The sequence below is a fragment of the Protaetiibacter intestinalis genome (genome assembly GCF_003627075.1).
In the GTDB taxonomy this organism is placed as follows: Bacteria; Actinomycetota; Actinomycetes; order Actinomycetales; family Microbacteriaceae; genus Homoserinibacter; species Homoserinibacter intestinalis.
On record NZ_CP032630.1, the window covers coordinates 1,351,588 to 1,371,656 of the forward strand.

Consider the following 20,069-nt stretch of genomic DNA (forward strand, 5'->3'; position numbering starts at 1 on the left):
GTCGGCGACGACCGCGAAGATCGACGGCCGGATCCTCGATTCGGCGGGGGCCGCGGCCACCGCCGACGCCGCCAACACGCTCACCGGCGTGCTGCGCTCGAAGGGCGGCAGCATCGTCGACATCCGCGGCATCTCGGCCTCGGCGAACGTCGACGGCCTCGCGGCGACCACCGCCCTCATCACGGGCGGCGAGCTGCGGGTGCACGGCAGCGGCGCGGTGCACGTCGGTGCGACCGCGAACAACACGAGCTCGCTCACGACCGACACCGTCTCGGGCGGACTCGCGGGCGTCACCTTCGGCAAGCCCGTGGCGCGCATCGACAACCCGACGACGGCGACCCTCGACACCAAGGTCTACGGCGGCGCGGTGCTCGTGGAGGCGGACGGCACGAACACCGCCACGATCGCCGCGGGCGGCATCGGCGCCGGGCTCGCGGGTGTGACCGTGCTCGAGCCCGCGGCGATCATCTCCGAGACCGCGACGATCCTCGCGGTCGTCACGGCGGCCTCCCTCATCTCCTCGACCGGCGCGACGATCGCCGTGCACGCGAGTGGCACGAACACCGCCACCTCGGGCGGCGGCTCGGTGTCGGGCGGTGTCGTGGCCGTCGACACGAGCGCCCCCACGGCGCTCGTCAACAACACCACCGCGGCCCGTCTGCTCGGCTCCGTGCACGGCGCGACCGAGGCGGCGGACGGAGCGCTCAGCATCGACATCAAGGTCGGGGCGATCGACGCGGCGAGCGCCTCGCTCTCCTCCGACGGCGGCGGGGTCGTGCAGGTCAGCACCGGCACCGCCTCGGCCACGGTGTCCTCCACGGTCGAGGCCGTGCTGGGTGCCTCGGGCAGCCACATCGTCACCTCGGGCGGCATCGCGATCCAGGCCTCCGAGACCCCGGGCGCCACCTCGTCGATGCGCACCGCGGGCGGCGGGGTCGTGCGGGTCGGCAGCAACAAGGCGAGCGCGACCACGAAGCCGAAGCTGCTGCTCACGATCGCGGCGGGATCGACGGTGACCGCGGGCGGCGCGGTGTCGCTCTCGACCTACTTCAACTCGAAGGCGCCCGTGCCGGCGGATCCGAACCGGGTGTTCCAGTCGGTCGACACGGACGCCGACTCGATCACCTTCACCGCGAACCACGGCCTCACGACGGGCGCGACCCTGCGCTACAGCGTCTCCGGCGGCGTCGCCACCGGTGGGCTCGTCGACGGCACCAGCTACAACGTCATCGTCGTCGACAACGACACCGTGCTGCTCGGGACCGAATTCGAGGGCGCCAAGGTCGACCCGGACGCGAACACCATCTCGTTCGGGCGGCTGTACCGCGACGAGGACGACCACCTCGTCTACCGCTGCGACCCGACCCCGGGCGACGGCTGCGACCTGCCGCAGACCGAGGCGTGCAACCCCGCGCTCCCGGCCTGCCAGCCGATCTTCATCGCGCTGCCGCACCTGCTCGAGGACGGGCAGTACGTCATCTACCGCGCCGCGGGCGGCAGCGTCACGGGCCTCGTCGACGGCAAGCGCTACCGCGTCGAGGTCATCGACGAGTACACCATCCGCCTCTACGACCCGGACGTGACGACGGGCCCGCTCGTGCTCACGGCCGGGAACGTGGACGACACCGACGACCCCGACGTCGACGGCGACGAGGCGGTCGACACCGTCACGACCAACCCGTACACCGACGGCCAGATCATCGTCTACCACGACCCCGACGCCGGCACCTTCACGAGCGGCTACGTCGACATCAAGGCGGACTCGAACGGCCTGCCGTACCGCGACCCCGCGGTCGTGCCGCCGGGCAGCGCCCCCGACGAGGTCGACGACTCCGCCGGCACCGTCGCGGAGGACAACAACGCCATCATCATCGAGGCGCACGGCTTCACCACCGGGCAGAAGGTGTACTACAGCTCGGGCTCGGGCGCGCCCCTCGGCGGCCTCGACAACGGCGGCACCTACTGGGTCATCAAGCTCGACGACAACCGCATCCAGCTCGCCGACAGCTACTGCCACGCGATCGGCGCGACGAGCGGCACCGACTGCGTCGACCACTACGACCCGCGCGAGGTGCAGGTCGGCGTCGACGACGACGACAACCCGATCTTCGAGATCGTGTACGACGTGCCCGTGTACATCCCGCGCGAGGTGCTGCCGCTCACGCCCGACGTCTCGAGCACCGAGGCCTCCGAGCTCGTGCACAAGCTGTTCGCCTACGACTCGCGCCCGCTCGACGGCTTCGTCGACGGCGGCCAGTACTACGTCGTCAACAGCGGCTCCGGCACCTTCCAGATCTCCGAGACGCTCGGCGGCCCCGTCAAGGACCTCGACGTGAGCGGCCGCCCGGGCTCCGCCGCCATCGGCTCCTTCACGATCGGCCCCGTCGACCTCGGCGCCGCGACCGGCGTCGGCCGCATCCTCATCGACCTCACGAGTGCGGGCTCGGGCACCCAGACCCTCGCACCCCCCGCCCAGTTCGGCGACGTGCCCTCGGGCTCGCTGCCCACCTCGGCGACCGTGCAGTCGAGCGGCGGCGGCTTCGTCAACGTGCAGGAGGCCGAGACGACCGCGACGACGAACGCGACCGTCTCGGTCACGATCGGCGCGAACGCGAAGGTCACGAGCGGCGCGACGAAGAAGATCACCGGCACCGAGGACTTCACGGTGCTCATGGACGGCATCGGCCTCGCGAACGCCGACTCGACCAACGGCGGCGGCGGCTTCGTGGCGATCGGCGCCTCGCACGCCACCGCATCCGTCACGCTGACGAGCACCTTCCAGATCGAGAACGGCGCCTCGGTGACCTCCGGCTGGAGCATCGACGTGTCGGTCACCACGCGCGGCGACGTGCAGACCCGCAGCAGCGCGAAGGCGGGCGGCCTCGGTGCGGGCGTCAACGCCGAGTCGAAGTCGACCGAGACCCTCAACACCAACATCCTCATCTACGGCGACATGACGGCCGAGCACCTGCTCGGCATCCGCGGTTTCGCGCAGCCGAACGGCTACTCCTCGGGCACCGCGAACGCCTCCGGCCTCGGCGCCGACTCGAGCGGCAACGACTGCGGCGGATGCGGCACCTCCGCCACGACGAACGTCACGATCGAGATCGGCGACGCGAGCACCGCGGGCGAGACGGGCGCCTACGGCGACATCGACCTCACCGCGGACGAGATCCACATCCTCGCCCAACTCGGCACCGACGCCGCCGGCAACCGCGGCACGCTCGGCGCCTACGGCTACAGCCGGGCGAAGGCGCTCGGCGCCGACTCGGACGCGACCGCCAACGTCTACGTCGGTGGGACGGCGAGCGTGCTCATCCGGACGGGCGTCTCGCTCATCGGTTGGGAGGCGGTGCGCCTCGAGGCGAAGAGCCACGGCCCCAACATGAACGCCGACGCCTACGCGAGCTGCGGCTGCCTCGGCGGCGACACCGACGCCACGGCGCGCCTGTACTCCGACACGATCGCGAAGGTCACGGCCGAGGACGCCTCCCTCGTGCACACCTTCGACCTCGACGTGAACACGGTGCAGGACGCGGGCGCCTGGCACACCTCGGCGGGTCACAGCACGGGCGCCTTCGACGGCGGCGACACGGGCGAGCCGCGCACCTTCCGCGGACAGCGGCCGATCTTCTGGGAGGCCGACGTCATCCTCCACGCGGCCGACCCGCAGCTGTGGATCGCCGCCGACGGCACGATCCTCAAGGTCTACAACCTGCACGTGTACGGCAGCGACAACGTGGAGTACTTCGCGGGCGACCAGCTGCCGGCCGGCACCGTACGCGTCGCGCACATCGACAACCTGGGCGGCGCGACGGCCGACTTCTGGATCAACGAGTACGGCGACAGCGGACCGGAGTCGGGCCGCTGGCTCACCGGTCAGAACGGATCGTTCCAGCTGCAGCCGACCTTCGACTTCGTGCACATCTACAACTGGTCGGTCCGCCCGCTCGAGATCGAGGGCATCGACGTCGTGAACCTCGACCAGCTCGCCGCGACGGTGAGCGAGCGCGTCTACAACATGTTCGACAAGTTCACCTTCCGGTACACGATCCGCACGGCGGACTTCGTGCGCACGCACGTCGAGATCGTCAACTACGCGAACCCGGACGCCGACAACGACATCACCCTCTCGGGCGAGATCTACAACCCCATCGGCGACGTGCTCATCTCCAACGCCAACGGCGACATCCTCTCGACCAACTCGGGCGCGCTCGACGTGCAGGCCAACGAGGTGAAGCTCTCGGCGCGCGCCGGGTCGATCGGCTCGCTCGGCACCTCGCCCGCGACGCGCGTCGGGATCGCGGTGCGGCTCATCGAGTACCGTTCGGGCGCGACCGGGTCCGAGGTGGACCACGCGATCAAGATCGAGGCGGAGGCCGACGGCGACCTCGTGCTCGATCTGCAGGCCTACCGCCGCAGCACCTCGACGGCACCCCTCAGCTGGACGATCGGAGAGCTCGTCGCCGGCGGCACCCTCGACATCGAGGTGCTCGACAGCGCGGTCGGCACGACGCCCGCCTCGTTCACCGCCCACGAGATCCAGGACGACGTCTACAACCCGCCGTCGTACGGGAGCATCCTGACGCCGCCGAGCGGACCGTCGGGGCGCTACTCGGTGTACTTCTACCACGGCACCTACCAGAACCCGAGCGACGGGGCCTACTCCTTCGACGACGCGGTGCTCATCGCGTTCGACACCTCCACGGCCGGCACGACGGCGCGTGACAGCGCCTACGTGTTCAGCAGCGTCGCCGCGGCAGACGTCATTGCCATCCGCCACACCTCGACCGACACGGTCATCACCTTCACGGTGACGAGCGACATCGACGCCGACGTCGAAGACGTCGACGAGCCCGGGCACTGGTGGTCGCAGAGCGACGGCACCGGCCGCATCGACCTGTACACGAACGGCTGGATCCGCGACACCGAGACGGTCGGCGACCTGCTCGTCGGCACCATCGAGTCCACCGGATCCGACGTCACGCTCACCACCACGACGCCGCTCGCGTCGATCCTCGACGCCGAGGACGACGCGGAGGCGGATGTCATCGGCACGAACATCACGATGACGGCGGGCGGCACGATCGGGCAGGTGACGCCGACGGTCAACCACCTCGAGATCCGCTCGTCCAACGCGGCCCGCGGTCGCCTGCTCGCGACGGCGCCGCACGGCATCTACCTCGACCAGACCACGGGCGACCTCGTGCTCGACTCCGTCACGGCGACCGAGGGCGATGTGTCGCTCGGCGCCCTCGCCGGGTCGATCGTCAACGACGTGGCCGGGTCGACGGTGCGGGTGCGCGGCCTCTCGATCGACCTGTTCGCCATCGAGGGCCACCTCGGCTCCTCCGACGGCAGCGACGACCTGCACGTCGACACCGCGACCGACGGCCGCCTGCTCGCCGAGGGCGAGGACGGCGTGTTCGTGACCGAGGCGAGCGGCCCGCTCACCCTGCTGCTCGCCGCCTCGTCGAAGGGGCGGGTGCGCATCACGGTGCCGTTCGTGGCGGGCGGCCCGCTCGAGAGCCTCACGCTGCTGCCCACGGGCGACACCGTGGACGGCGCCCGCACGATCACGACGGGCGGTGCGGATGCGCTGCTCGTGACCGAGCTGCGCGCGGGCAACGATGTGACCGCCCCGCTCGGCACGCTCATCCGCGGCGCGCAGGTCATCGTGCGCACCGCCTACGGCCAGATCCCGGCGGCCCCGGTCGACACGACCGCGTACTTCGGCGGCCGCATCGAGGCGACGGACGTCGAGCCCCTCATCACGGTGTTCGCGGGCAACGGCGACGACGAGGTCGAGTTCGACGAGACGGTCATCGCCGGCCACACCACCGTCTACGGCGGCGCGAGCGCGGTCACCTCGGGCGACGACGGCGACGACCTCGTCACGATCACCCGGATCACGATCGAGGACGGCACCCACACCGGCACCGGCGGCGACGACTGGGACGGCCTCGAGCTGCCCAACTCGCTGCGGGTGGACGGCCAGAACGGCTCCAACCACGTCGAGGTCACCGTGTGGGGCATCGACGACCCCGACAACCGCGAGACCCGCATCGAGGTCGTGGGCAGCGGCACCGACCCGCTCGCCATCAACACGCTCACCGTCAACGCGGGCGACGGCGACGACGTCGTGCTGCTGCGCGCCGTCACCGAGATCCCCGGTCTGCCCGCCCGCCGGCCCGCGCTCGTCGCGGTCGCGAGCGGCGACACGACCGCCGAGCGCATCAGCTACGACCGCAGCGTGAACGGCAAGCTCACGATCAACGGCCTGGACGGCGACGACACCTTCGTCTTCGACGACACGAGCTCGCCCTCGACCGTCAACGGCGGCGACGGCGACGACACCTTCCTGGTCGGCCAGTTCTACACGAACCCGCGCACCGCGCCGTACGTCGACGCATCCGACGCCTTCGACACCCTGCCGACCGACCTCGGCCACCTCAGCAACGGCGTGAGCCGCCCGGCCGTGCTCTACGGCCAGGCCGGGAACGACCGCTTCGTGGTGAGCTCGAACCTCGCCGAGCTGCGGCTCGAGGCGGGCTCGGGCGACGACGAGTTCGTGTTCATCACGAGCACCGTCACCGACACGAGCGGCCCCGAGCCGGTCACGAGCCCCGTCGGCCAGGGCTTCGTGTCGATCGACGCGGGCACCGGCCACAGCACCCTCATCGTGCAGGCCGCGGATGCCGCGGCGGTCGCCGTCGAGCCCGTGCTGCAGGACGTGCTGTGGTGGACGGTGAGCGGCCTCGGCCTCGCGCTCGACCTGTACGGCTTCGCCGAGCTGCCGCAGATCGCGCTGCCGACCCCGGTCGCGACGCCCGTCGGCCTGCCCGGCGAGGACGGCGTCGTCATGATGTTCCGGATGCTGGCGCTCGACATCACGCCGCCGTACGTCTTCCTCGGTCGCGGCGGCGACGGCCTCGTCGTCATCACCGAGACGGACAACTGGACCAACGTCTCGCCCGAGGGCCCGCTCACCGACTCGTACACCGTGCGCCTGTCGCGCGCCGCGGCGTCGACCGTCTACATCACCTTCACCTCCGCCTACGGCGCCGGCACCCCGTTCGCGGAGTTCTCGATCGACGGCGGCCTCACCTGGGTCACGCGCGCGGTGCTCGCGATCGCGGGCGACGACCTGAGCGAGCACACCGTGCTCGTGCGCTGGGCGGGCGTCGTGTCGACCCTCGCCGCGCTGCCGGCCGGCGCGAGCGTCGTGACGATCAGCCACACCGTCTCGAGCGAGGACCCGGACTTCGACGGCACCGACGTGCGCAACATCTACGTCAACCTCTTCAAGGACGCCTTCCTCGACATCGCCGACACCGACGACGAGGACGGCGGACTCGCCGCGACCGGCTCCGACCCGCTCCCGCTCGGCCTGCTGGCGCTCCTCGCGCTGCTGCTGGGCGCCGCGGCCGTGCTGTTCACCCGCCGCCGCGCGCTGCGCTGACCCGGCCGGGCCGGTTCACCCGCATCCAGGGGTGGAATTCACTTTCCGCCCGTGCATTTCCCCCACGGGGCGCGCTAAACTTGAGCCACCGACACTCAACTCTTCACGGAGCATCATGGCGAACATGCAGGGCGCACCCTCCAGCCAGGAGGAGCAGAAGAGCGCCCTCGAGCAATACGGGATCAACCTCACCCAGATCGCCCAGAGCGGCAAGCTCGACCCCGTCATCGGGCGCGACTCCGAGATCCGCCGGATCTCGCAGGTGCTGACCCGCCGCACCAAGAACAACCCCGTGCTCATCGGCGAGCCCGGCGTCGGCAAGACGGCCGTCGTCGAGGGCCTCGCCCAGCGCATCGTCGCGGGCGACGTGGCCGACTCGCTCAAGGGCAAGCAGCTCGTCTCGCTCGACCTCGCGGCCCTCGTCGCGGGCGCCAAGTACCGCGGCGAGTTCGAGGAGCGCCTCAAGGCCGTGCTCAAGGAGATCAACGACTCCGACGGCCAGGTCATCACCTTCATCGACGAGCTGCACACCCTCATGGGCGCGGGCGGCGGCGAAGGCTCGGTCGCGGCCGCCAACATGCTCAAGCCCATGCTGGCCCGCGGCGAGCTGCGCCTCATCGGCGCCACCACCCTCAACGAGTACCGCGAGTACATCGAGAAGGATGCCGCGCTCGAGCGCCGCTTCCAGCAGGTGTACGTGGGCGAGCCCTCCGTCGAGGACACGGTCGCGATCCTCCGCGGCCTCAAGGAGCGCTACGAGGCGCACCACAAGGTCGCGATCGCCGACAGCGCGCTCGTGGCCGCGGCATCCCTCTCCAACCGCTACATCACGGCCCGCCAGCTGCCCGACAAGGCGATCGACCTCATCGACGAGGCGGCATCCCGGCTCAAGATGGAGATCGACTCCTCGCCCGTCGAGATCGACGAGCTCAAGCGCGCCGTCGACCGCCTCAAGATCGAGGAGCTCGCGCTCAAGAAGGAGAAGGATGCCGCCTCCAAGGAGCGCCTCGAGAAGCTGCGCGCCGACATGGCCGTCAAGGAGAAGCAGCTCGACGCGCTGCAGACCCGTTGGCAGGCCGAGAAGAGCTCGCTGCACAGCGTCGGCGACCTGAAGTCGCGCCTCAACGACGCCCGCATCGAGCTCGACCGCGCCATGCGCGAGCAGCGCTACCAGGACGCCTCCAAGCTCAACTACGAGACGATCCCCGCGATCGAGACCCAGCTGCTGCAGGCCGAGGCCATCGAGCAGCAGGGGCCGCGCATGGTCAACGACCAGGTGACCGACGAGGACATCGCCGCCGTCGTCGCCGCGTGGACCGGCATCCCCGTCGACAAGCTGCGCCAGGGCGAGACCGAGAAGCTGCTCGGGCTCGAGGCCGAGCTCGGCAAACGCCTCATCGGGCAGCGGGATGCCGTGCGCGCCGTCTCGGAGGCCGTGCGCCGCACGCGCGCCGGCATCTCCGACCCCGACCGGCCGACCGGCTCCTTCCTCTTCCTCGGGCCGACGGGCGTCGGCAAGACCGAGCTCGCGAAGGCGCTCGCCGCCTACCTCTTCGACGACGAGAAGGCGCTCGTGCGCATCGACATGTCGGAGTACGGCGAGAAGTTCTCCGTCTCGCGGCTCGTCGGCGCCCCTCCCGGCTACATCGGCTACGAGCAGGGCGGCCAGCTGACCGAGGCCGTACGCCGCCGCCCCTACTCGGTGATCCTGCTCGACGAGGTCGAGAAGGCGCACCCCGAGGTCTTCGACGTGCTGCTGCAGGTGCTCGACGACGGCCGCCTCACCGACGGCCAGGGACGCACGGTCGACTTCCGCAACACGATCCTCATCCTCACCTCGAACCTCGGCAGCCAGATCCTCGTCGACCGCGAGCTCAGCTGGGACCGCAAGCAGGAGGCCGTGCAGGAGCTCGTGCGGCAGTCGTTCAAGCCGGAGTTCGTGAACCGCCTCGACGACATCGTGGTGTTCGCGCCGCTGTCGGAGGCCGACCTCGGCCAGATCGTGTCGCTCTACGTCGACCGTCTCGAGCGTCGCCTCGCCGAGCGGCGCCTGCAGCTCGCGGTCACCCCGGATGCGCGCGCCTGGCTCGCCGAGCGCGGCTACGACCCCATCTACGGCGCCCGCCCGCTGCGCCGGCTCATGCAGCACGAGATCGACGACCGCCTCGCGAAGGCGCTGCTCGGCGGTGAGATCCGCGACGGCGACACCGTGCGGGTCGACCTCGACCGCGGCGGCGACGGCCTCGCCGTCACCCGCTTCGAGGCGGTGCCGAGCGAGCAGCTCGGCTGAGCGAAGGCGCGGAACGGCCCCGGGAGCGGACTCCCGGGGCCGTTCGCGTCTGCGGCGGTCAGGCCGCGGAGCGGCTGCGCACGCGGTGCACGATCCACAGTCCGAGGAGCACCACGAGCACGCCGCCGATCACGAGCACCCACGGCAGGAGGCTGCCGAAGGTCATGCTCGAGGCGCCGCTGTGCAGCTGGGTCGCCCCGTCGGCGAGCTGGGCGGTGCCCGCGTCGAGCGTGCTCGCCCCGTCGGACAGCTGCGTGCTGCCGTCGGAGGCGCTCGCGGCGCCCTCCGAGAGGGCCGCGGTGCCGTCGGCGAGCTCGCTCGCACCGCTCGCGAGGGCGCCCACGCCGCTCGCGAGCGCGCCCGCGTTCTCGGCGAGGGTCGTGGATCCCGCGGCCAGGTTCTGCGTGCCCGTCGTGAGCTTGCTCGCACCCGCGTTCAGGTCGGACGCGCCCGCGGCGAGGCTCGCGGCACCCTGCTGGAGGGGGAGCAGCTTCGTCCGGAAGGTGTCGAGCCCGCCGACGAGCCCGTTCGCGCCGTCGATCTTCGTGGTCGCCAGGTTGGTGACCCCCGCGGAGAGGGCGCCCATCGCCTGCTTGAGGGTCGGCGTCGTGCTCGGCGCGATCGGGGCGGTGCCGGAGATCGCGTTCTGCAGCCCGAGCAGGTTGGTGTTCAGGGCGTTCGCCTGCGCGTTCCAGGTGCCGGCGGCCGTGAGCAGGGCGGTCAGCTCGTCGGCCGTGAGCGGCTCGCCGACCGCGAGGTTGGCGGAGATGTAGGCCTGCAGGTTCTGCGCCTCGGTGCGCGAGCCCGCCGCGACGCCCGCGAGCGTGCCGGTCGAGCTGCCCACGCCGTCCACGATGAGGCCGATGTCGGAGATGCTGCGGATCAGGCCGCCGGGCTGGGTGCTCAGCACGCCGTCGCGCAGGGCGATGGCGCCCGCGCGCAGCTGGGCGACGCCGTCGATGGCGGAGTCGACGCCCGCGGCGACCGAGTTCGCGCCGCTCGCGACCTTGGTCGAGCCGCTGCTGACCGAGAGCGCGCCGCTCGCGGCCGACTGGGCACCTGCCGCGAGGGAGTCGGCACCCGCGGCGAGGCGGGTGGCGCCGTCGGCGGCGCTGCCCGCGCCGTCGCTCAGCTTCGCGGCGCCCGCCGCGGCGCTCGCGGCGCCGTCGGCGAGTTGCGCGTTGCCGTCGGCGAGCGTCACGGCACCGGCCGCGAGGTCGCCGCTGCCGGCGTGCGCGGTCTCGAGTCCGTCGGCGAGCTGCGCCGCGCCGGAGGTGATCTTGTCGCTCGTGAGCATGAACAGGCCGAAGACGACCAGGAGCAGCACGGCCAGCACGGTGAGGGCCGTCTTGGCACCGGCGCCGTGCCGGTGGGTGGAGAATGTCGCGCTCGTCATTGAGCACTCCTTCGGGGAATGGGATGCGGGATCGCCCCAGTCACGACGCGCGCCCAGCCGCGTTGCTCAGCCCCCGTCGGCTGGAGTCGGATGACGCTAACAGTCCGCGAAGTATCTCGATGTCGAGATGAATGAGGTCGCCAACGCGGCGGGGCATCCGCGATGTCGACGCTGTGGGCAACCGACAAGATCACCCCCGAACGGGGGTCATCGTCGCGCGCGGGCCGAGCCAGTGGGCACGTGCGGTTCGCCCGCCCGTTCGTGTGCGTTCGCCGCGAGTTCACCGGGCGCTCCTACCTTCGCAGCGTCCTGCTCATCCCTTGTGAAAGGCCTTCATCCATGAAGAACACCGCCACCCGCCTCGCGAGCCTGGGAGCCGCCGCGCTCGTGCTCGCCGCCCTCGTGGGCTGTTCCAGCACCCCCGCGACCGGCGACGACACCGCGCCCGTCGCCGAGACCGGCACCTACGCCTCCGGCGACGAGGGCACCCTCGTCTTCGGCGTCGTGCCCGACACCGAGTCGACCCAGAACAACTGGGCGCCCCTCGGCGACTACATCGCCGAGATCACCGGCAAGAAGGTGAACTTCTTCGAGGCCGCCGACTACACGGCCCTCATCGAGGCCGCGATCGCCGGCAAGATCGACGTCGCCGCGTTCTCCGGCTTCACCTACTACCAGGCGTGGAAGAACGGCGCCGAGATCACGCCCTTCGCCGGCCAGCTGACGGGCGAGCTCACCGAGCCCGGCTACTACTCGGTCGCGATCGCCAACCCGAACGCGGGCATCACGACCCTCGCCGACTTCGCCGGCAAGAACATCTGCTTCGTCTCGGAGACCTCGACCTCGGGCCGCCTGTTCCCGTCGAAGGCGCTCAAGGAGGCGGGCGTCGACCCGACCAGCGGCCTCACCCCGGTCTTCGCGGGCAAGCACGACGCATCCGCCGAGAAGGTCGCCGCGGGCACCGAGTGCGTCGCCGGCTTCGCGGAGGACGCCGTGGCCGACCCGATGATCGAGGCGGGCGAGGTCGTCGAGATCGACCGCCAGCTCGTGCCCGGCGCGCCCCTCGTCTACTCGAACGCGCTGCCGCAGTCGGTCATCGACATCCTCGTCGACAAGCTCTCGGACATGACCTTCCAGGACATGGTCGACGCGGGCGTCGAGGTCGCCGATGTCGACGCCGCCAAGGAGTGGTTCGCCGGCACCAAGCCCGTCGACGACTCCTACTACGACCAGATCCGCGACCTGTGCGCCGAGCTCCCCGAGCTCGAGACCTGCCAGTAAGCGCGAACCGGACGAACGGATAGCGACATGACCGCCAGCGGCACCCCCGTCGTCGAGATCACCGAGCTCGGGAAGCACTATCCCGGAGCGGAGGATCCCGCCCTCACGGGGGTGTCGCTGTCGGTCGCCCGCGGGGAGGTGGTGGTGCTGCTCGGGCTCTCGGGCTCCGGCAAGTCCACCCTCCTGCGGCACATCGACGGCCTCGAGACGCCCACCACCGGCACCGTGCGCACGCTCGGCCAGGACGTGCCGAGCCTCCGCGGCCGCCCGTTGCGCGCCCTGCGCGGCCGCATCGGCTTCATCTTCCAGCAGTTCGAGCTCGTGGGCCCGCTCACGGTGCTCGAGAACGTGCTGACCGGCTCGCTCGCGACGCTGCGCGGGCCGCGCGTCGGCATCCGCAGCTACCCGCGCGCCCTGCGCCTCGCGGCCCTCGGTCACCTCGACCGCGTGGGGCTGCTGAACCGCGCCTACCAGCGCGCCGACACGCTCTCGGGAGGCCAGCAGCAGCGGGTCGCCATCGCCCGCGCCCTCATGCAGAACCCCGAGATCCTGCTCGCCGACGAGCCGGTCGCCTCGCTCGACCCCGAGTCGAGCGGCCAGGTGATGTCGCTCATCCGCGAGATCGCCGCCGAGCAGGGGCTCACCGTGGTCTGCAGCCTGCACCAGGTCGACCTCGCGCTCGACTGGGGCGACCGGATCGTCGGCCTCCGCGCCGGCCAGGTCGTGCTCGACACCTCCACCGCCGGACTCGGTCGCGACCAGGTCATGGAGATCTACGGACGCGTCGCCACCACCACGGGCGAGATCCAGGCGATCGAGCAGGAGCTCGCCGAGGTGCGGGATGCGCTGCTCACCGAGGAGCTGCAGCGCGCCGTCGACCGGGACCTCGACCGCGACGAGGACCTGCGGTGACCGTGCTCGAGGGCGACCCCGCCCTCGCCGCGCGCATCCAGGCGGTGCGCCGCCCGGCGCCGAAACCGGCGACCGTCGCCTCGATCGTGACGCTCGTGGCGCTCGCCGTGCTCGGGGTGTGGTCGCTCATCGGCATGGGGTTCTCGCTCCCCGCGATCGTCGACAGCCTCGGCAACATCCCGCAGTTCGTCGAGCGCACGGTGCCGTTCGCCTGGCCCGGCTGGCGCTGGGACCGCGCCTCCGAGGCGCTCGTCTGGGAGGGCTGGGCACCCGTCGGCGAGTTCTGGGGCGCCATCGCGATGACGCTCGGCATCGTCATCTCGGGAACCTTCCTCGCCTTCCTCGTCTCGATCCCCGTCGCCTACGGCGCCGCGCGCAACACGAGCCCGCACCCGACCGTCATGGTGGCCTGCCGCGCCATCGGCATCCTGTCGCGCTCGATCCCCGCGGTCGCCTTCGCGAGCATCTTCGTGTTCCTCTTCGCCCTCGGACCGCTGCCCGGCATCCTGGCGTTCTTCCTGCACTCGATCGGCATGATCTCGAAGATGATGGCCGACGCCATCGAGCAGATCGACGAGGGGCCCCGCGTCGCGATCCGTTCCACGGGCGGGTCGAAGGCGCAGCAGTTCTGGTCGGGCATCGTGCCGCAGGCGCTGCCCGCGTGGATCGCGGTGGGTCTGCACCGCGCCGACATCAACCTGCGCGAGACGGTCATCCTCGGCTACGTGGGCGTCGCCGGGCTCGGCCTCGAGCTCGCGAACTCCATCCACGCCCTCAACTACCGCCGGGCGTTCCCGATCGCGCTCACCATCATCGTGCTGTGCGTGATCTTCGAGGTCGTCTCCTCGATCGTGCGCTCGCGGCTGCTCGGCGTGCGCCCCACCGGCAAGGGGCCGGGGGATGCGCTCGTGCGGGGGCTCGCGCGCCGCTCGCCGCGGTTCGCGGCCGCGATCGAGAAGCCGGGCGTCGCCTCCGTCGACCGCACCGCCGCCATCCAGGCGGCCATGAACCGTCCGTGGACGGGCGAGCGGATCGCGTCGCGCGTCGCCGTGTGGCTCGCGGTCGTCGTGCTGGCCGGCAGCTTCGTGGCCGCGCAGGCCGACTGGAGCGACCTCTTCACCTTCTGGGGCAACCTGCCGATCCTGCTCGACAAGGAGAACCTCTGGCCGCCCACCTTCGGCATCTACACGCCCGAGCAGGTGATCGGCGCGGTGCTCACGACCTTCCAGGTGGCGTTCGCCGCGACGCTGCTGGCCGCCGTGCTGTCGATGGTCGTCGGGTCGTTCGCGGCGCGCAACGTCGCCCCGAACCGCTACGTGCGCGGCGGCTTCCGCGGGCTGCTGCTCATCATCCGCGGCATCCCGGAGCTCATCCTCGCGATCCTGTTCGTCATCGTCACGGGGCTCGGTGCCCAGGCGGGGACCCTCGCCCTCGCGATCGGCGGCGTGGGACTGCTCGGCAAGCTCATCGCCGACTCGCTCGAGGAGGTGCCGAACGGGCCCGAGCGCGCCGTCGCGGCGATCGGGGCGACCCGCTCGCAGGTGTACTTCGCCTCGACGGTGCCGATGAGCGTCCCCGCGTTCGTCGCCCACCTGCTCTACCTGCTCGAGCAGAACGTGCGCGCCGCGACCCTGCTCGGCATCGTCGGCGGTGGCGGCATCGGCCTGTACCTCTACGACTCGCTGCGGGTGTCGAAGTACGACCAGGCGGCGATGTTCATCATCCTCATCACGCTGCTCGTCATGGTGATCGAGGGCATCGCGATCCTCATCCGTCGGGCGCTCAAGTGAGCGACGACCGCTACGACCTCGCCGTCGTCGGCGCGGGCATCGTCGGGCTCGGTCACGCCCGTGCGGCGCTCGAACGGGGGCTGCGGGTCGTCGTCGTCGAGCGCGCGGATGCGATCGTCGGGGCGAGCGTGCGCAACTTCGGGCACATCGGCACCGGGATGCACACGGGGCCGGCGCGGGAGTACGCCGAGCGCTCGCGCGCGATCTGGCTCGGCCTCGCCGCGCGCACCGGGATCTGGCTGCGCGAGACCGGTGCGCTCATGGTGGCGCGCGCCGACGACGAGCTCGCGGTGCTCGAGGAGGCGGGGCTCGGGCGGCTGCTCACGCGCGCCCAGGTGGAGGAGCTCGCACCCGTCGTCGGCGCGGTCGGCGGGATGCTGCGCGCCGACGACCTGCAGGCCGACCCGCGCGAGGCGGCGCCTGCGCTCGCCCGGCACCTCGCCGAGCGCGGCGTCACGTTCCGCTGGCGCACCTCGGCGCTCGGCGCCTCCGCCGGCATCCTGCACACGAGCCGTGGCGACCTCCGCGCCGAGAGCGTGGTGTTCTGCGTCAACCACGACGTCGACCAGCTGTTCCCCGAGCTCGCGGAGGAGCACGGCGTCGAACGCTGCGGGCTCGACATGCTGCTCGCCGACGGTGTGGGCCTCGGCATCCCGGTGCTCACCGGATCCACGATGCTGCGCTACCGCGCCTTCGCCGGCACCGCGGCCGCGGCGGCGGTGCGCGAGCGCTACGCGCGCGAGCAGCCCGAGATCTTCGCCCACGACGTCAACCAGATGTACACCGAGCGGCCGGACGGCACCCTCGTCGTCGGCGACACCCACTCTCGCGGGGTGAGCGTGCCGCCGTTCCAGGACGAGCAGGCGTTCGCGCTGCTCGCGCGCCTCGGCGCCGAGCTCTTCGGGCGCGAGCTGCGCATCCGCCAGCGCTGGCAGGGCGTCTACGCGACCGCGCCCGAGGACTTCCTGATCGCGGCCCCCGCCGACGGCGTGCGCGTCGTGTCGGTCACCACCGGCATCGGGATGACGACGGGGCTCGGGCTCGCCGAGACCGTCGTCGCGGAACTGTTCGACTGACCTCGACCGAGGAGAGGAAACCATGACCACCACCGCAGAGACCACCCCGCGCTACGAGCTCGTCGTGCTCGACCTCGCCGGCACCACCGTCGTCGACGACGGACTCGTCGAGGGGGCCTTCGCCCGCGCCTGGGACCGCGTGAAGCGCACCGACGAGGGTCGCGCCGCCGCCCTCGCCCACGTGCGCGCCACGATGGGCCAGTCGAAGATCGAGGTGTTCCGGGCGATCGCCGACGAGGAGACCGCGCAGGAGCTCAACCGCGCGTTCGAGCGCGCCATCGGCGAGCTCATCGACGGCGGCCACTGCGCGGCGATCCCGGGGGCGGAGGACACCATCCGCGCCCTCCGTGACGCGGGCCACAAGCTCGCGTTCACGACCGGCTTCGCCTCCACCACCGCACGCGCCGTGGTGGAGGCGGTCGGCTGGGACGGGCTCGCCGACGTCGTGCTGACGCCCGCCGACGCCGGTCGCGGGCGTCCGGCACCCGACCTGCCGCTGACCGCGCTCATCCGCACCGGTGCCGGCTCGGTCGCGTCGATGGTCGTCGTCGGCGACACCCCCGCGGATGCCGCGAGCGGCCGCGCCGCGGGCGCCGGTCTCGTCGTCGGCGTGCTGACGGGCGGCGAGACGGAGGAGTCGCTGCGGGCCGCGGGCGCCGACCTCGTGCTCGCGAGCGTCGCCGAGCTGCCGGAGCACCTGAGGTGAAGCTCGCCGAGCGCACCCGGCGCACCGTCCGCGTGCAGGGGACGATGGAGGCGCTCGTGTTCCGCGGCGAGGGCGTGCGCTTCGAGCGGGTCGCGGTGCCGCAGGTCGACCTCGGGCCGGGCGAGGCGCTCGCCGCGGTCGAGCTTGCGACGATCTGCGGCTCGGACGTGCACACCGTGCTCGGGCACCGCTCCGCGCCCGCACCCCTCGTGCTCGGCCACGAGCAGGTCGGTCGCATCGTCGCGCTCGGGCCGGGACGGGCCCCGCGCACCGTCGACGGGGCCGAGCTCAAGGTCGGCGACCGGGTCGTCTGGGGCGTCGCCGTCGACTGCGGGCGCTGCCGCTACTGCACGGCGGGACTGCCGCAGAAGTGCGCGTCGCTCGTCAAGTACGGTCACGAGCGCATCCGCCGGGGCTGGGAGCTGTCCGGGGGCTTCGCGAGCCACGTGCACCTGCGGGCCCGCACGCCCGTCGTGGTGGTTGCCGAGGAGGTGCCCGCCGCGGTGCTCGCGCCGGCCGGCTGCGCGACGGCGACCGTGATGGCGGCGCTCGCGGCGGCATCCGCGATCCGTCCGCTCGAGGGGGCGGTCGTCGCGGTGTCGGGATGCGGGATGCTGGGGCTCACGGCCGTCGCGGCCGCGCGGGCGCGGGGCGCCACGGTGGTCGCCTCCGACCCCGACCCGCGCCGCCGCGCGCTCGCGCTCGGGTTCGGGGCGTCGGCGGTCGGCGACGGCGGCCGCGAGGGGATCGCGTCGGCGCTCGCCGCGGCCCGCGCCCGGAACGGCTACACGGTCGCGCTCGAGGTGTCGGGGGCGCCCGCCGCCGTGCAGTCGCTGCCCGCGGCCTCCGACATCGGCGCCGTGCTCGTGCTCGTCGGCAGCGTGTTCCCCGCGGGCACGGTCGCGGTCGACCCCGAGCTGGTCGTGCGGCGGATGCTGACGGTGCGCGGGGTGCACAACTACGCGCCGCAGCACCTCCTGGAGGCGGCGTGGTTCCTCGAGCAGCAGGCCGACCACGCCGCGTTCGGCGCGCTCGTCGGCGCCACCCACTCGCTCGACGCCTTCGACGAGGCGCTCGACGAGGCGCGCACCGGCGGCGCGGCGCGGGTCGGGCTCGACCCCGGCCCGCGTGCCGTCACCCTCGTCGGGTAGCAGCGGTCAGGGCGCGAGCCTCGCCACGTGCTCCGCGATGCGTGCGGGGCCGTCCGGGTTCTGCAGGCTCGTCGTGTCGCCGAGCGGGCGGCCGTCGACGATGTCGCGCAGCAGCCGGCGCATGATCTTGCCCGAGCGGGTCTTCGGCAGCTCCGGCACGAGGTGGATGTCGCGCGGCTTCGCGATCGGCCCGATCACGGTGGCGACGTGCGCGCGCAACTCGTGCACGGCATCCGGCCCCACCTCGCGCGAGGGGATCACGAAGGCGACGATCGCCTCGCCCGTGACGGCGTCATCCGCACCCGTCACGCCCGCCTCGCCGACGAGCGGGTGCGCGACGAGCGCCGACTCGATCTCGATCGTCGAGAGGCGGTGGCCGGAGACGTTGATGACGTCGTCGACCCGGCCGAGCAGCCAGATGTCGCCGTCGGCGTCGACCTTCGCGCCGTCGCCCGAGAAGAAGTAGCCGCGGTCGGCGAACCGCCGCCAGTAGGAGTCGAGGTAGCGCTGCGGGTCGCCCCACACGGTGCGGGCGAGGCTCGGGAAGGGGTCGGGGATGACGAGGTAGCCGCCCGCGCCGGGCGGCATCTCGTGACCCTGCTCGTCGACGACGAGGGTGCGCAGGCCGGGGAGCGCGCGCGTTGCCGAACCCGGCTTGATGGTGGAGAGACCCGGGATCGGCGCCATGATGCTCGCCCCCGTCTCCGACTGCCACCAGGTGTCGACGATGGGTGCCGTGCCCGCCCCGACGTTGTCGCGGAACCACACCCACGCCTCGGGGTTGATGGCCTCGCCGACCGAGCCGAGCAGGCGGATGCTGGAGAGGTCGAACCCGCCGGGCACCCCATCCGGGAACCAGGTCATGAGGGTGCGCACGAGCGTCGGGGCCGTGTAGTAGACGGTCACGCCGTACTTCTCGATGATCTCGAAGTGACGGGTGCGGCGCGGGGCGTCGGGGGTGCCCTCGTAGATCACCTGGGTCGTCGCGTTGCTGAGGGGGCCGTACAGCTCGTAGGTGTGGGCGGTCACCCAGGCGAGGTCGGCGGTGCACCAGTGCACGTCGTCGGGCTTCGCGTCGAAGGCGGCCCAGTGGGTCCAGGAGGCCTGGGTGAGGTAGCCGCCGCTCGTGTGCACGAGGCCCTTCGGCTTCCCGGTGGTGCCGGAGGTGTAGATGATGAACAGCGGCGTCTCGGCCGGGAACGACTCCGCCGCGTGCGTCTCGGGCTGCCGCCCGACGAGCTCGTGCCACCAGACGTCGCGGCCCTCGGTCCAGGCGATGTCGTCGCCCGTGCGGCGCACGACGAGCACGTGCTCGACGTGGTCGAGGCCCGCGACCGCGGCGTCCGCGTTGTCCTTCACGGGCACGGCCTTGCCGCGGCGGAACTGCCCGTCGGTCGTGACGAGCAGCTTCGCGCCCGTGTCGGCCACCCGGAAGCGCAGCGCCTCGGCCGAGAAGCCGCCGAAGACGAGCGAGTGGATGGCCCCGAGGCGGGCGATCGCGAGCGTCACGATGACCGTCTCGAGCAGCACCGGCAGGTAGACGACGACGCGGTCGCCGCGGCGGATGCCGAGCTCGGCGAGCGCGTTCGCCGCCTTCGCGACCTCCCGCTGCAGCTCGGCGAAGGTGAGGCTGCGGGTGTCGCCCGGCTCGCCCTCCCAGTGGAAGGCGACCTTGTCGCCGAGGCCCGCATCCACATGTCGGTCGACGCAGTTGACGGCCACGTTGAGCGTGCCGTCGGCGAACCACTCGGCGCGCGGCGGCCGCAGCGTGCCGTCGTCGGCGAGCGCGGGCGTCCAGTCGAGGCCGCGCGTGAACGGGGTGTCCCAGTCGAGCCGCCGGGCCGCCTCCACCCAGAACGCCTCCGGGTCCTCCGCGGCGCGCGCCCACGCATCCGGGGCCACGTTCGAGGCCGCCGCGAGGTGCGCCGGCGGTGCATACGCCCGCGTCTCGACCAGCAGCTCGTGGATGGGGGCGTCGCGCGTCACCCGATCGACGGTACCGAGG

10 protein-coding genes (1 of these 10 running past the window's edge) are annotated in these 20,069 nt (G+C 72.1%); 8 read left to right on the forward strand and 2 right to left on the reverse strand.

Going from position 1 to position 20,069, the window contains the following annotated elements:
• Nucleotides 1-7,462, forward strand: the end of a protein-coding gene (locus D7I47_RS06425; protein WP_157981654.1) for a beta strand repeat-containing protein. 21,764 nt of this gene lie to the left of the window's left edge; 7,462 of the gene's 29,226 nt are visible here — the last part of the coding sequence; its start codon lies beyond the left edge, outside the window; it ends in the stop codon at nucleotides 7,460-7,462.
• Between the two features lie 115 nt (nucleotides 7,463-7,577).
• On the forward strand, nucleotides 7,578-9,752 hold the full coding sequence (locus D7I47_RS06430) for an ATP-dependent Clp protease ATP-binding subunit (RefSeq protein ID WP_120762278.1): 2,175 nt from the start codon (nucleotides 7,578-7,580) through the stop codon (nucleotides 9,750-9,752).
• Nucleotides 9,753-9,810: 58 nt separating this feature from the next.
• Here the strand turns inward: D7I47_RS06430 and D7I47_RS06435 are convergent, their stop codons facing one another.
• Entirely contained in the window at nucleotides 9,811-11,148 is a 1,338-nt protein-coding gene (locus tag D7I47_RS06435; RefSeq protein WP_120762279.1) for a YhgE/Pip domain-containing protein, read from the reverse strand.
• A 339-nt stretch (nucleotides 11,149-11,487) separates the two neighbouring features.
• Here D7I47_RS06435 and phnD point away from each other — a divergent pair, with 339 nt between their 5' ends.
• From phnD to D7I47_RS06465, 6 genes are read left to right on the forward strand one after another with little or no spacing between them, the layout of a single operon-like run.
• Entirely contained in the window at nucleotides 11,488-12,429 is a 942-nt protein-coding gene (phnD, locus tag D7I47_RS06440; RefSeq protein WP_120762280.1) for a phosphate/phosphite/phosphonate ABC transporter substrate-binding protein, read from the forward strand.
• A 27-nt stretch (nucleotides 12,430-12,456) separates the two neighbouring features.
• Nucleotides 12,457-13,341: a phosphonate ABC transporter ATP-binding protein gene (gene phnC, locus D7I47_RS06445; protein ID WP_120762281.1), complete on the forward strand. Its 885-nt coding sequence runs from the start codon at nucleotides 12,457-12,459 to the stop codon at nucleotides 13,339-13,341.
• Nucleotides 13,338-15,131 (forward strand): PhnE/PtxC family ABC transporter permease, encoded by a 1,794-nt coding sequence (locus D7I47_RS06450; protein WP_227000900.1) that lies wholly within the window; start codon nucleotides 13,338-13,340, stop codon nucleotides 15,129-15,131. Before phnC ends, D7I47_RS06450 begins: the two co-directional genes overlap by 4 nt.
• Nucleotides 15,128-16,207 (forward strand): TIGR03364 family FAD-dependent oxidoreductase, encoded by a 1,080-nt coding sequence (locus D7I47_RS06455; protein WP_120762282.1) that lies wholly within the window; start codon nucleotides 15,128-15,130, stop codon nucleotides 16,205-16,207. Before D7I47_RS06450 ends, D7I47_RS06455 begins: the two co-directional genes overlap by 4 nt.
• Before the next feature lie 22 nt (nucleotides 16,208-16,229).
• Nucleotides 16,230-16,913, forward strand: coding sequence for an HAD family hydrolase (locus D7I47_RS06460; RefSeq protein ID WP_120762283.1), 684 nt, complete (start codon nucleotides 16,230-16,232; stop codon nucleotides 16,911-16,913).
• Nucleotides 16,910-18,064, forward strand: a complete 1,155-nt coding sequence (locus D7I47_RS06465; RefSeq protein ID WP_227000902.1) for an alcohol dehydrogenase catalytic domain-containing protein — start codon at nucleotides 16,910-16,912, stop codon at nucleotides 18,062-18,064. The genes D7I47_RS06460 and D7I47_RS06465 overlap by 4 nt, the downstream gene beginning before the upstream one ends.
• A 6-nt stretch (nucleotides 18,065-18,070) precedes the next feature.
• Here D7I47_RS06465 and acs read toward each other — a convergent pair whose 3' ends face one another.
• Complete coding sequence (gene acs / locus D7I47_RS06470) at nucleotides 18,071-20,050, reverse strand: acetate--CoA ligase (RefSeq protein ID WP_319592677.1); 1,980 nt, start codon at nucleotides 20,048-20,050, stop codon at nucleotides 18,071-18,073.
• Nucleotides 20,051-20,069: the final 19 nt, after the last annotated feature.